The organism is Pseudomonas sp. GW704-F2, from assembly GCF_059423025.1.
Window position 1 is genome coordinate 55,486 of sequence record NZ_JBWKXO010000024.1, and the last position, 12,815, is coordinate 68,300.

The 12,815-nt window shown below is 61.2% G+C and carries 15 protein-coding genes; 13 read left to right on the forward strand and 2 right to left on the reverse strand.

What is annotated here, in order from left to right; genetic code table 11:
* The first annotated feature begins 214 nt into the window (after positions 1 to 214).
* From puuE to AC07W0_RS20165, 7 genes are all read left to right on the forward strand, one after another.
* Complete coding sequence (gene puuE / locus AC07W0_RS20135; RefSeq protein WP_102618021.1) at positions 215 to 1,141, forward strand: allantoinase PuuE; 927 nt, start codon at positions 215 to 217, stop codon at positions 1,139 to 1,141.
* Positions 1,138 to 1,653, forward strand: coding sequence for a 2-oxo-4-hydroxy-4-carboxy-5-ureidoimidazoline decarboxylase (gene uraD, locus AC07W0_RS20140; RefSeq protein WP_017845821.1), 516 nt, complete (start codon positions 1,138 to 1,140; stop codon positions 1,651 to 1,653). Before puuE ends, uraD begins: the two co-directional genes overlap by 4 nt.
* 41 nt (positions 1,654 to 1,694) lie before the next feature.
* Positions 1,695 to 2,696, forward strand: a complete 1,002-nt coding sequence (alc, locus tag AC07W0_RS20145) for an allantoicase (protein ID WP_017845820.1) — start codon at positions 1,695 to 1,697, stop codon at positions 2,694 to 2,696.
* 141 nt (positions 2,697 to 2,837) lie between these two features.
* Positions 2,838 to 3,341, forward strand: coding sequence for an ureidoglycolate lyase (locus tag AC07W0_RS20150; protein WP_017845819.1), 504 nt, complete (start codon positions 2,838 to 2,840; stop codon positions 3,339 to 3,341).
* A gap of 51 nt (positions 3,342 to 3,392) precedes the next feature.
* Complete coding sequence (locus AC07W0_RS20155) at positions 3,393 to 4,676, forward strand: urate hydroxylase PuuD (RefSeq protein WP_017845818.1); 1,284 nt, start codon at positions 3,393 to 3,395, stop codon at positions 4,674 to 4,676.
* 107 nt (positions 4,677 to 4,783) lie between these two features.
* Positions 4,784 to 5,161 (forward strand): hypothetical protein, encoded by a 378-nt coding sequence (locus AC07W0_RS20160; protein ID WP_126589161.1) that lies wholly within the window; start codon positions 4,784 to 4,786, stop codon positions 5,159 to 5,161.
* Between the two features lie 15 nt (positions 5,162 to 5,176).
* Positions 5,177 to 5,962 carry an outer membrane protein OmpK gene (locus AC07W0_RS20165; protein WP_026139882.1) on the forward strand — a complete coding sequence of 262 codons (786 nt, stop codon included), beginning with the start codon at positions 5,177 to 5,179 and terminating at the stop codon, positions 5,960 to 5,962.
* 46 nt (positions 5,963 to 6,008) lie between these two features.
* On the opposite strand, the gene AC07W0_RS20170 is transcribed toward AC07W0_RS20165, so the two are convergent.
* On the reverse strand, positions 6,009 to 7,163 hold the full coding sequence (locus tag AC07W0_RS20170; protein WP_017845816.1) for a patatin-like phospholipase family protein: 1,155 nt from the start codon (positions 7,161 to 7,163) through the stop codon (positions 6,009 to 6,011).
* Positions 7,164 to 7,193: 30 nt separating this feature from the next.
* Entirely contained in the window at positions 7,194 to 8,129 is a 936-nt protein-coding gene (locus AC07W0_RS20175; protein WP_102618022.1) for a lipid A biosynthesis lauroyl acyltransferase, read from the reverse strand.
* 119 nt (positions 8,130 to 8,248) lie between these two features.
* Between AC07W0_RS20175 and minC the strand changes: the two genes are divergently transcribed.
* From minC to AC07W0_RS20205, 6 genes are all read left to right on the forward strand, one after another.
* Positions 8,249 to 8,986 (forward strand): septum site-determining protein MinC, encoded by a 738-nt coding sequence (gene minC / locus AC07W0_RS20180; protein ID WP_017845814.1) that lies wholly within the window; start codon positions 8,249 to 8,251, stop codon positions 8,984 to 8,986.
* A gap of 200 nt (positions 8,987 to 9,186) precedes the next feature.
* A complete protein-coding gene (gene minD / locus AC07W0_RS20185; RefSeq protein ID WP_003209098.1) occupies positions 9,187 to 9,999 on the forward strand; it encodes a septum site-determining protein MinD in 813 nt (270 codons plus the stop codon).
* A 3-nt stretch (positions 10,000 to 10,002) separates the two neighbouring features.
* Positions 10,003 to 10,257: a cell division topological specificity factor MinE gene (gene minE / locus AC07W0_RS20190; RefSeq protein ID WP_003175252.1), complete on the forward strand. Its 255-nt coding sequence runs from the start codon at positions 10,003 to 10,005 to the stop codon at positions 10,255 to 10,257.
* Positions 10,258 to 10,353: 96 nt separating this feature from the next.
* Positions 10,354 to 10,989, forward strand: coding sequence for an RluA family pseudouridine synthase (locus AC07W0_RS20195; protein ID WP_015885133.1), 636 nt, complete (start codon positions 10,354 to 10,356; stop codon positions 10,987 to 10,989).
* 160 nt (positions 10,990 to 11,149) lie between these two features.
* Positions 11,150 to 12,439: a M18 family aminopeptidase gene (locus AC07W0_RS20200; RefSeq protein WP_017845813.1), complete on the forward strand. Its 1,290-nt coding sequence runs from the start codon at positions 11,150 to 11,152 to the stop codon at positions 12,437 to 12,439.
* A 143-nt stretch (positions 12,440 to 12,582) separates the two neighbouring features.
* Complete coding sequence (locus AC07W0_RS20205) at positions 12,583 to 12,759, forward strand: hypothetical protein (RefSeq protein WP_017845812.1); 177 nt, start codon at positions 12,583 to 12,585, stop codon at positions 12,757 to 12,759.
* Positions 12,760 to 12,815: the final 56 nt, after the last annotated feature.

Genomic DNA, 12,815 nt, shown 5'->3' on the forward strand with positions numbered 1-12,815 from the left:
TTGCTTTTAAACGACCTTTTGTCCATTAGCTGACCAGTCAGGCAAGTTTCTTGCTACACCCTTGAAGGTGAGCGTTGCGGAAAAAATGCAGAAATCCGGGCTTACAAAGTGGCGAATAAGTTGTATACAATCACTCATCGCTGTGACGCCACTCAGTCTTTTCACTGCCCGGCCGCCACACCCACCGCTACCACGCACAAGAAGGAAGACTGCAGTGAGCGCTGACTACCCACGCGACCTGATCGGTTACGGCAGTAACCCTCCTCACCCCCACTGGCCGGGCAAGGCACGCATTGCGTTGTCTTTTGTACTCAACTACGAAGAAGGCGGCGAGCGCAATATCTTGCACGGTGACAAAGAGTCCGAAGCCTTCCTTTCGGAAATGGTCTCGGCCCAGCCGCTGCAAGGCGAGCGCAACATGAGCATGGAGTCGCTGTACGAATACGGCAGCCGTGCCGGCGTGTGGCGCATCCTCAAATTGTTTAAAGCATTCGATATCCCGCTGACCGTCTTCGCCGTGGCCATGGCCGCCCAGCGCCACCCGGACGTGATCCGCGCGATGGTCGCCGCCGGCCATGAAATCTGCAGCCACGGCTACCGCTGGATCGACTACCAGTACATGGACGAGGCCCAGGAGCGCGAGCATATGCTCGAAGCCATCCGCATCCTCACCGAACTGACCGGCGAACGCCCGCTGGGCTGGTACACCGGCCGCACCGGTCCGAATACGCGGCGCCTGGTGATGGAGGAAGGCGGCTTCCTCTACGACTGCGACACCTACGACGACGACCTGCCCTACTGGGAACCCAACAACCCCACCGGCAAGCAGCACCTGGTGATCCCTTACACCCTGGACACCAACGACATGCGCTTCACCCAGGTGCAAGGCTTCAACAAGGGCGATGACTTTTTCGAGTACCTCAAAGACGCTTTCGACGTGCTCTACGCCGAAGGCGCCGACGCGCCGAAGATGCTTTCCATTGGCCTGCACTGCCGCCTGATCGGCCGCCCGGCGCGCCTCGCGGCGTTGAAGCGCTTTATCGAATACGCCAAGGGCCATGAACAGGTGTGGTTCACCCGCCGGGTCGACATCGCCCGCCACTGGCACGCCACTCACCCTTATAAGGGTGCGGCGCAATGACCAGGTTCCAGACCGTCAAACCGTCGACCTTGAGCCGTGATGCATTCATCAGCGCCTTTGCCGACATCTACGAACATTCGCCATGGGTGGCCGAAAAAGCCTTCGACCTGGGGCAGGACGCTTCGCTCGACGAGATCGAAACCCTGCACCAGCGCATGCGCGATATCCTGCTCAGCGCCGATCACGCCACGCAACTGGCGCTGATCAACGCTCACCCGGACCTGGCAGGCCGTGCAGCCGTCCAGGGCCAACTGACCGAAGCCAGCACTCATGAACAAGCCGGCGCCGGTATTCACCAATGCACGGCCGAAGAGTTCTCACGCTTCACCGAGCTGAATGAGGCCTACAAGGCCAAGTTCAAGTTTCCCTTCATCATGGCGGTAAAAGGCAGCAACCGGCATCAGATCATCAAAGCGTTCGAAACGCGCATCCACCACCCGGTCGACACCGAGTTCAAGTGCGCGCTGGACGAGATCAACAAGATCGCGTTGTTCCGCTTACTGACCCTCTAAACGACCATCCCCAGCCACTCTATCCAAGGCAGACAAGAAGAATGAAAGCGCAACCCGTACCTTTCGAGAAGTTCGTCAACCTGGCCGACGCCCGCCTCGGCACCAAAATCATCTCGGTGACCGATGACTGGTTCGCCGACGCCAACCGCCTGTTCCAGCCAACCCCGGCTGTGTGGAAGGAGGGCGTTTTCGATGACAACGGCAAGTGGATGGACGGCTGGGAGTCGCGCCGCAAGCGCTTCGAAGGCTACGACAGCGCGGTGATCCGCCTGGGCGCACCCGGCTCGATCAAAGGCGTGGACATCGACACTTCATTCTTCACCGGCAACTTCCCGCCGTCGGCCTCCCTGGAAGCCTGCTTCCTCGCCTCGGGCGAGCCGGATGACAGCACCCAGTGGGTGGAAGTGCTGTCGGCCGTCGAGCTGCAAGGCAACAGCCACCACTACCACGCAATCAACCATGACCAGGCGTTCAGCCACCTGCGCTTCAACATCTACCCGGATGGCGGCGTGGCCCGTCTGCGCGTGTACGGCGTACCGTTCCGCGACTGGTCCGCGGTGGGCGACAACGAACAGGTCGACCTGGCGGCAGCGCTGAACGGCGGTCGCGCCCTGGCCTGTTCCGACGAACACTTCGGCCGCATGGGCAACCTCCTCAACCCCGGCCGTGGCGTCAACATGGGCGACGGCTGGGAAACCGCGCGGCGTCGCACGCCAGGCAATGACTGGGTGATCGTCGCGCTGGGGCATGCGGGCGAGATCGAGAAAGTCATCGTCGACACCCTGCACTTCAAGGGCAACTACCCGGACACCTGCTCGATCCAGGCCGCGTTCGTGAAAGGCGGCACCGACAGCCAGATCGAAACTCAATCGCTGTTCTGGCGCGAACTGCTGCCGGCGCAGAAGCTGGAAATGCACGCCGAACACACCTTCGCCGAGCAGATCAAGGCGCTGGGGCCGATCACCCACATCCGCCTGAACGTGTTCCCGGATGGCGGTGTGAGTCGCCTGCGCGTCCTGGGCAAGGTCGCCAAGTCATGCTGAACCTGTAGGAGCGAGCTTGCTCGCGAAAAACTCAAGGACACCGCGTTCATTCAGGATGCACGCGTTATCGTTGACGACCTTCGCGAGCAAGCTTGCTTCTACAACGGTCCATCAATAACCCAACAGATTAAGAAGCCAGCCATGCGCACACTGATGATCGAACCCCTGACCAAAGAAGCCTTCGCCCCCTTCGGAGACGTGATCGAAACCGACGGCAGCGAGCACTTCATGATCAACAACGGGTCGACCATGCGTTTTCACAAGCTGGCAACGGTGGAAACCGCCCAGCCGCAAGACCACGCCATCATCAGCATCTTCCGCGCCGACGCGCTGGAAATGCCGCTGACCGTGTGCATGCTGGAGCGACACCCGCTGGGCAGCCAAGCCTTCATTCCGCTGCTCGGCAACCCCTTTCTGATCGTGGTCGCGCCACTTGGCGACGCACCTGTATCAGGCTTGGTCCGCGCCTTCGTCACCAACGGCAGGCAGGGCATTAATTACCATCGCGGCGTCTGGCACCACCCGGTGCTGACGATCGAAAAGCGGGATGACTTCCTGGTGGTTGATCGCAGTGGCACAGGCAATAACTGCGATGAGCATTTTTTCAAAGAGGATGAGCGGTTGATCCTCGCCCCCCACCAATAAGAGAAGGCCGGATCACCCGACAACAAGGGTGACAGGCGAGAGGTAAAGACTGTGGAAGCACATCTGTTGGAATGGCTGAACCTCAGCGTGCGCTGGGTTCATATGATCACTGGCGTGGCCTGGATCGGCGCGTCGTTTTACTTCGTCTGGCTGGAAAACAACCTCAACCGCGTCAACCCCAAGGACGGCCTGTCCGGTGACTTGTGGGCGATCCACGGTGGCGGTATCTACCACCTGGAAAAATACAAACTGGCCCCGCCGACCATGCCGGACAACCTGCACTGGTTCAAATGGGAAGCCTATTTCACCTGGATGTCGGGCGTCGCGCTGCTGTGCGTGGTGTTCTACCTCAACCCGACACTGTACCTGCTCGCCCCCGGCAGCAGCCTGAGCGGCACCGAAGGCGTGTTGCTGGGCATCGGCTCACTGTTCGCCGGCTGGTTCATCTACTCCTTTCTCTGCGACTCGGCCCTGGGCAAACGCCCGGCCCTGCTCGGCTTGATCCTGTTCGTGCTGTTGATCGCGGCGGCATACGGCTTCAGCACAGTGTTCAGTGGCCGGGGCGCGTACCTGCATGTGGGGGCGATCATTGGCACCATCATGGTGGGCAACGTGTTCCGCATCATCATGCCGGCGCAACGCGCGCTGGTGGCGGCGATCGCGGAGCAGCGCACGCCGGACCCGGCCCTGCCGGCCAAGGGCTTGCTGCGTTCACGGCACAACAACTACTTCACCTTGCCAGTGCTGTTCATCATGATCAGCAACCACTTCCCGAGCACCTACGGCAGCCACTACAACTGGCTGATCCTGGCGGGGATCGCCGTGGCGGCGGTGTTGGTGCGGCATTATTTCAACACCCGGCACAACAGCCAGAAATATGCCTGGACCTTGCCGGTGGGCGCGTTGGCGATGATTTGCCTGGCGTATGTCACCGGGCCCAGGCCGATCGCCGAAGTGGCCAAGGCACCGGCGGCCATCGAGTACCAGCCGTTGCCGGAGACCGCATTGGGCGGCGGCGAGAAACCCGTCGCACCGGCCGCCCCCGCTGCGGCACCCGCGCCGGCCCAGGCGACGGTCGACTTCGACAAGGTGCATGGGGTGATCCAGGCACGCTGCGCCGTGTGCCATTCGGCCAAGCCCACCAGCCCGCTGTTCAGCACCGCACCGGCGGGGGTGATGTTCGACACGCCGACGCAGATCCAGCAACAGGCCGCGCGCATTCAGGCGCAGGCCGTGGCGAGCCAGATCATGCCGCTGGGCAACATCACCCAGATGACCCAGCAGGAACGCGACCTGATCGGCACCTGGATCAACCAGGGCGCCCGCACGAACTGACTGACTCACACAGATCCCAATGTGGGCGGTTCTGAACGACCCGCCGTCGCCCACACTCATTGATTCCTTCGTCACAACAAAAACAATAACGAACAGGGAACGCCCACATGTACACCTTTGACCTGGGGACGGCCACGAGCCGTGCCCCATTCTCGCCCCACGCGCGCTCTAACAGCGCACTTGAGCCAAGGCTTTGGAGCCAGTATTCTCCGCGCCCGCTCGAATCGACTGAAAAAAAAACAGCGAATGTAAAAGCTGACTGCAAGGCCAACTTATCCCGGCCTGCGGGCGGCGGCCCAAGTGCGCAAAAGCCCTCTGAATTCGACTGCAGCCGCTGCAGCCGACGGGGATTTTTTTGGCTTTTTTTACACCTTGGCGCAGCTCTTGCTAAAAGCATTAAAGCTGACCGAACAGACGATTTTTTCAGCGAACCAAAAGGCGCCACACCAGAGCGCCTGCTTAGAAGAAAAACCATAAAACTTTAACTCGGGAGCAACCGAATGAAACCTATGTTCAAGGGCCTGATGCTGGCGGCAACCCTGCTGGCGGGCGGCCAAGCCGTTGCCGGCGACTTGTTGCAGTGGCAGAACAACAGCCTGACGTACCTGTGGGGCAAAAACTTCACCGTCAACCCGCAGATCCAACAGACCGTCACGTTTGAACACGCCGATGCGTGGAAGTACGGCGACAACTTCTTTTTCCTCGACCGCATCTTTTACAACGGCAAGGAAGACGGCAACGTCGGCCCCAGTACTTACTACGGCGAGTTCAGCCCGCGTCTATCGTTCGGCAAGATTTTCGACAAGGACTTGTCCTTCGGACCGATCAAAGATGTATTGCTGGCATTCACTTATGAGTTCGGCGAAGGCGATAACGAATCGTACCTGCTGGGCCCGGGCTTCGACCTGAACATCCCTGGTTTCGACTACTTCCAGTTGAACTTCTACCAGCGCCAGACCGAAGGCAATCGCCCAGGCGACGGTGTGTGGCAGATCACCCCGGTGTGGTCGTACACCCTTCCCGTGGGCAACTCCAACATCCTGATCGACGGCTATATGGATTGGGTGGTCGACAACGACAAGAACGCCCGTGGCACTTATCACGCCAACCTGCACTTCAACCCACAAGTCAAATATGACCTGGGCAAGGCGTTGAACTGGGGCGAGAAACAGCTGTACGTCGGCTTTGAGTACGACTACTGGAAGAACAAGTATGGGATCGAAGATTCCGGCGCGTTCAAGACCAACCAGGATACGGCGAGCTTTTTGGTCAAGTACCACTTCTGACCACACCGCCGGCCTGATGGGGGAGCTGGCGTGCCTGCTCCCAAATTCAGCTAGGGGACAGCCCCAAAAACCGGGTTATCTCCTCGCGCTTGGCCAGCGCATCACTGCGCCCCAACTCGATCAACTCACTGCAATACCCCGCCTCGAACAGCAAGTAACTGAGCACCCCCGCCCCGCTGGTCTTGGTCGCACCTGGCCCGCGCAGGAACAGGCGCAACGCCGCGGGCAATTCCTGCCGATGCCGCGCCGCGATTTCATCGATCGGCTGACTCGGCGCAATCACCAGCACATCCACCGGCGCCAGGCCCCGGGCCGCGCTGTCGGCGGGCTGGAAATGGCTGAACTGGTTCAAGCGCTCCAGCAACTCGATATCGCTTTCCAGGCTGTCAATGAACGTGCTGTTGAGCATGTGCCCACCGATCTGCGCCAGGGTCGGCTGCTGGCCAGTGTAGGCGCGCTGCGAGGCGTGTTCATGCTCGACGCCGCGCGGGTTGCCGCTGACACCCACCACCAGCACGCGGCTGGCGCCCAGGTGCAAGGCCGGGCTGATGGGGGCCGATTGCCGCACCGCGCCATCGCCGAAATACTCCTGGTCGAGCTTCACCGGAGCAAACAGCAAGGGGATCGCCGAACTGGCCAACAGGTGTTCGACCGTGAGCCGGCTGGGCACACCGATACGTCGATGGCGCAGCCAGGCATCGATGGTGCCGCCGCCCTGATAAAAGGTCACTGCTTGCCCGGACTCGTAACCGAAGGCCGTGACCGCCACCGCCTTCAGGTGTTTTTCGCGGATGGCCTGGTCGATGCCATCCAGGTGCAGCATCTCGTGCAGCAGATCCCGTAGCGGCGCGCTGTTGAGCAGCGCCACCGGGACCTGGGCGCCCAGGCCGAGCAGGCTGTGGAAACAGAAACGAGCGGCCTGGTGAATCACCCCCGGCCAATCGCTGCGCAGCACCAGGTGGCTGCGAAAGCCCTGCCAGAACGCCGTCAGACGCTCGATCGCCGCGCTGAAGTCCATGGCGCCGCTGGCCAGGCTCACCGCGTTGATCGCGCCGGCCGATGTGCCAACGATCACCGGAAACGGATTGGCCGCGCCCGGCGGCAGCAACTCGGCAATCGCCGCCAGTACCCCCACCTGATACGCCGCACGCGCCCCGCCGCCGGAAAGAATCAAGCCTGTAACCGGTTCAGCTGGGCGCATTGCGTCACTCCATGTAGAGAAAGGCGGGTCTTACCGACGGCGTTTTTCGTACAACCTGGGCTCACCCGGCGGCCGGCTCTTGAAGCGGCGATGGGTCCACAGGTATTGCTCGGGGCATTCGCGCACCGAGGTCTCGACCCACTGGTTGATCCGCAGGCAATCGATCTCATCGCTCTCGCCGGGGAAATCGCTCAACGGCGGGTGGATCACCAGGCGATAACCGCTGCCGTCGGCCAGGCGCTCCTGGGTAAACGGCACCACCAGCGCCTTGCCCAGGCGGGCGAACTTGCTGGTAGCGGTCACGGTGGCGGCCTGGATGCCGAACAGCGGCACGAAGATACTTTGCTTGGCGCCGTAGTCCTGGTCCGGCGCGTACCAGATGGCGCGGCCGGCGCGCAGCAGCTTGAGCATGCCGCGCACGTCTTCACGCTCCACGGCCAGGGAGTCGAGGTTGTGGCGCTCGCGGCCACGGCGCTGGATAAAGTCGAACAGCGGGTTGCCGTGCTCGCGGTACATGCCATCGATCGTGTGTTTTTGCCCGAGCAGGGCCGCGCCGATTTCCAGGGTGGTGAAATGCAGGGCCATAAGGATCACGCCCTTGCCGTCCAACTGAGCCTGCTTGAGGTGCTCCAGGCCTTCGACGTGGGCCAGCCGCGCCAGGCGCTGGCGCGACCACCACCAACTCATGGCCATTTCAAAGAAGGCGATGCCGGTGGAGGCGAAGTTTTCCTTGAGCAAATGTTTACGCTCTTGCGCGGACTTTTCCGGGAAGCACAGTTCCAGGTTGCGCGCGGCGATGCGGCGACGTTCGCCGGCCACGCGGTACATGCCCGCGCCCAGCAGGCGACCAATGGTCAGCAGCACGCGGTATGGCAATTGAGTGACCAGCCACAGCAGGCCGAGTCCCAGCCATAGCAGCCAAAATCGCGGGTGAAAAAATACAGCTCGAAAACGCGGGCGATCCATTACAGATTCCGGTAAAGACAAGGGCCGCGCATTCTACAACGGTTCGACTCGGCTTGCGGCCAGTGGTTGTTCTCGTTATAAGTCTCGACACTTTTCGTGACAAGCCGCTTTTGCCGACCATGAGCCAAACCGAACCGCTAGACCAAGATCCCGTGTTCCAGCTGAAAGGCAGCATGCTCGCCATTACCGTGCTGGAATTGGCCCGCAATGACCTCGACGCCCTGGACCGCCAGCTCGCCGCCAAGGTCGCCCTGGCACCGAACTTTTTCAACAACGCGCCGCTGGTGCTGGCCCTGGACAAGCTGCCAGCCGGCCAAGGCGCAATCGACCTGCCGGGCCTGATGCGCGTGTGCCGCTCCCATGGCCTGCGCACCCTGGCGATTCGTGCCAGCCGTATCGAAGACATTGCCGCCGCCATCGCTATTGAACTGCCAGTACTGCCACCGTCCGGTGCCCGCGAGCGCCCACTCGATCCGCTGGCCGGTGAAGTGAAGAAAAAACCGGAAAAACCGCCGGAGCCGACGGTCAAGCCGACCAAGATCATCACCTCCCCCGTGCGCGGCGGGCAGCAGATTTACGCCCAGGGCGGCGACCTGGTGGTGATCTCGTCGGTCAGTCCGGGCGCGGAACTTCTGGCCGATGGCAACATCCATGTATACGGCCCCATGCGCGGACGTGCCCTCGCCGGCATCAAGGGTGATACCAAGGCACGTATTTTTTGCCAGCAGTTGACCGCTGAACTCGTGTCGATCGCAGGTCAGTACAAGGTTTCAGAAGATTTGCGCCGCGATCCACTGTGGGGCGCCGCGGTACAAGTCAGCCTGTCGGGCGATGTGTTGAACATCATCCGTCTTTAACGGATACTGCCGCATTTTCCAAGCATCTCTAGACTCTGATAGCACAGCGAAACCGGCAAGACTTGCGTAGGACTCATTTGAAGTTGGCGTTTCCCCGCGGAAACCACCTCTTTTCCCTACAAAGGCTGTCCGCCTGCAGCGAGTTCCAAGAGATGTTTTTCGGGGGCTGAAAAGTCCTTTTTCCTTAGGGGTGAAACACCTTGGCCAAGATTCTCGTGGTTACATCCGGCAAGGGTGGTGTGGGTAAGACCACCACCAGCGCCGCTATCGGTACCGGCCTCGCTCTGCGCGGCCACAAGACAGTCATCGTCGACTTCGACGTCGGTTTGCGTAACCTCGACCTGATCATGGGCTGCGAACGCCGCGTGGTGTACGACTTCGTCAACGTGGTCAACGGTGAAGCCAACCTGCAACAGGCCCTGATCAAGGACAAGCGCCTTGAGAACCTGTACGTACTGGCCGCCAGCCAGACCCGCGACAAAGATGCGCTCACCAAGGAAGGCGTAGGCAAAGTCCTCGCTGAACTGAAGGAAACCTTCGAATACGTGGTGTGCGACTCCCCGGCCGGTATCGAAACTGGTGCTCACCTGGCGATGTACTTCGCCGACGAAGCCATCGTGGTGACCAACCCGGAAGTCTCCTCGGTACGTGACTCGGACCGCATGCTCGGCCTGCTGGCCAGCAAGTCCCAGCGCGCCGAAAAAGGCGAAGACCCGATCAAGGAGCACCTGCTGCTCACCCGCTACAACCCTGAGCGCGTCAGCAATGGCGAGATGCTCGGCGTTGAAGACGTCAAAGAGATCCTCGCAGTGACCCTGCTGGGTGTCATTCCCGAGTCCCAGGCGGTGCTGAAGGCCTCCAACCAGGGCGTCCCGGTGATTCTGGACGACCAGAGCGACGCCGGCCAGGCGTACAGCGACGCGGTTGATCGCTTACTGGGCAAGACCGTGGAACACCGCTTCCTCGATGTCAAGAAGAAGGGATTCTTCGAGCGTATCTTTGGAGGCAACTAAACAATGAAATTTCTCGACTTCTTTCGCGCCAACAAAAAGCCAAGTACCGCGTCGGTAGCGAAAGAGCGTCTACAGATCATCGTGGCGCACGAACGCGGCCAACGCAGCACCCCGGACTACCTGCCAGCCTTGCAGAAGGAACTGGTCGAAGTGATCCGCAAGTACGTCAATATCGGTAACGACGACGTACATGTCGCCCTGGAAAACGACGGCAGCTGCTCGATTCTGGAACTCAATATCACCCTGCCCGATCGTTGATCGAAAGGGCGGTCGCCACGGCGGCTCCGTCACCTTGATCCCTTTGCGGGAGCCGGGTGATCGAGCCGCCGTTGGCGTTTGTTACGAGGCTGTTTAATGCCGTTGTCCAACATCCATATCCTCTACCAGGACGCCGCCGTCCTGGTGGTGAACAAGCCGACTCTGCTGCTCTCGGTGCCCGGCCGCGCCGACGACAACAAGGACTGCCTGATCACCCGTCTGCAGGAAAACGGCTACCCAGAGGCCCGAATCGTCCATCGCCTGGATTGGGAAACTTCCGGGATCATCCTGCTCGCGCGGGACGCCGACACCCACCGCGAACTGTCCCGCCAGTTTCATGACCGCGAAACCGAAAAGGCCTACACCGCCCTGGCCTGGGGTCAACCGGAACTGGACAGCGGCAGCATCGACCTGCCCCTGCGCTACGATCCGCCGACCAAGCCACGCCATGTGGTCGACCACGAGTTCGGCAAGCATGCGCTGACCTTCTGGAAGGTGCTGGAACGTTGCGGTGACTGGTGCCGCGTCGAGCTGACGCCGATCACCGGGCGCTCGCACCAGTTGCGGGTACACATGCTTTCCATCGGCCACCCGCTGCTCGGCGACGGCTTGTACGCCCATGAACAAGCCCTGGCCGCCTGGCCGCGCCTGTGCCTGCACGCGAGCATGCTGAGCTTCACCCACCCGCAAAGCGGCGAGCGGCTGCGCTTCGAGTGCCCGGCCCCCTTCTAAAGCTGTAAACACCGTCAAATGTGGGAGGGGATTGCAGTGGGTCAGTGAACAAATGCAGTGACTGACACTCCGCCATCGGGGCAAGCCCCCTCCCACATTTGTTTTGTGCACTTCTTGCCATCGAACGGTAAACTTGCGGCATTGCTGTCTGGAGCTATTTATGCGCGAAGCGTTGAATCAAGGCCTGATCGACTTCCTCAAGGCCTCCCCTACTCCTTTTCATGCCACTGCGGCCCTGGCCCAACGCCTCGAAGCGGCCGGTTACCAGCGTCTCGACGAGCGCGACACCTGGACCACCGAAGCCAACGGGCGCTATTACGTGACCCGCAACGACTCCGCGATCATCGCCTTCAAGCTCGGCCGCCACTCGCCGCTGCAGGGCGGTATCCGCCTGGTCGGCGCCCACACCGACAGCCCGTGCCTGCGGGTCAAGCCACAACCCGAGCTGCAACGCCAGGGTTTCTGGCAACTGGGCGTCGAAGTCTACGGCGGCGCATTACTGGCGCCGTGGTTCGACCGCGACCTGTCCCTGGCCGGCCGCGTGACCTTCCGCCGCGACGGCAAGGTCGAAAGCCAGCTGATCGACTTCAAGCTGCCGATTGCCATCATCCCCAACCTGGCGATCCACCTGAACCGTGAAGCCAACCAGGGCTGGGCGATCAATGCCCAGACCGAACTGCCGCCGATCCTCGCGCAATTCGCCGGCGACGAGCGCGTGGACTTCCGCGCCGTGCTCACCGAGCAGTTGGCCCGCGAGCACGGGCTGAACGCCGATGTGGTGCTCGATTACGAGCTGAGCTTCTACGACACCCAAAGCGCCGCCGTGATCGGCCTCAATGGCGACTTCATCGCCGGCGCCCGCCTGGACAACCTGCTGTCGTGCTACGCCGGCCTGCAAGCCTTGCTCACCAGCGAGACCGATGAAACCTGCGTGCTGGTGTGCAACGACCACGAAGAAGTCGGCTCCTGCTCGGCCTGCGGTGCCGATGGCCCGATGCTCGAGCAGACCCTGCGCCGCCTGCTGCCCGAAGGTGATGAATTTGTCCGCACCATTCAGAAATCGCTGCTGGTATCGGCCGACAATGCCCACGGCGTCCACCCGAACTATGCCGACAAGCATGACGCCAACCACGGCCCGAAACTCAATGCCGGCCCGGTGATCAAGGTCAACAGCAACCAGCGCTACGCCACCAACAGCGAAACCGCCGGTTTCTTCCGCCACCTGTGCATGGCCGAGGAAGTCCCGGTGCAGAGCTTTGTGGTGCGCAGCGACATGGGTTGCGGCTCGACCATCGGCCCGATCACCGCCAGCCACCTGGGCGTGCGGACCGTCGACATCGGTTTGCCGACGTTCGCCATGCACTCCATTCGCGAACTGTGCGGCAGCCATGATCTGGCACATCTGGTGAAAGTGCTCGGCGCGTTCTACGCAAGCCGCGATCTGCCCTGATCCAAAGGCCGGATGCAGTTAAACATGTGGGAGCAAGCCCCCTCCCACATTTGGCTTCGCGTGGACCTGATCTATATCACCTGCATTTCCCGCAATCCCACCTAGACTTGTCAGTATTCCCACTCTGAGAAGGCCATCGCCTCATGATCACCATGTCCTCCTTCCACGCCATGCTCATCCCTATCCTGATCGGCATGATCATGCTCGCGGTCGGCTTCAATTTTCGCGACAAGCCCCTCGGCGTGTTCGGCATGTGGATCGGCATGCTGTTGATTCTGGGCACCGTGGTTTACAAGATCCTCGCTAAACTCGCTGAATAACAAATGCACTCGCATTGGGCATAGGGGCCTCGTACACTCGGTCAATTCGTCGTTTT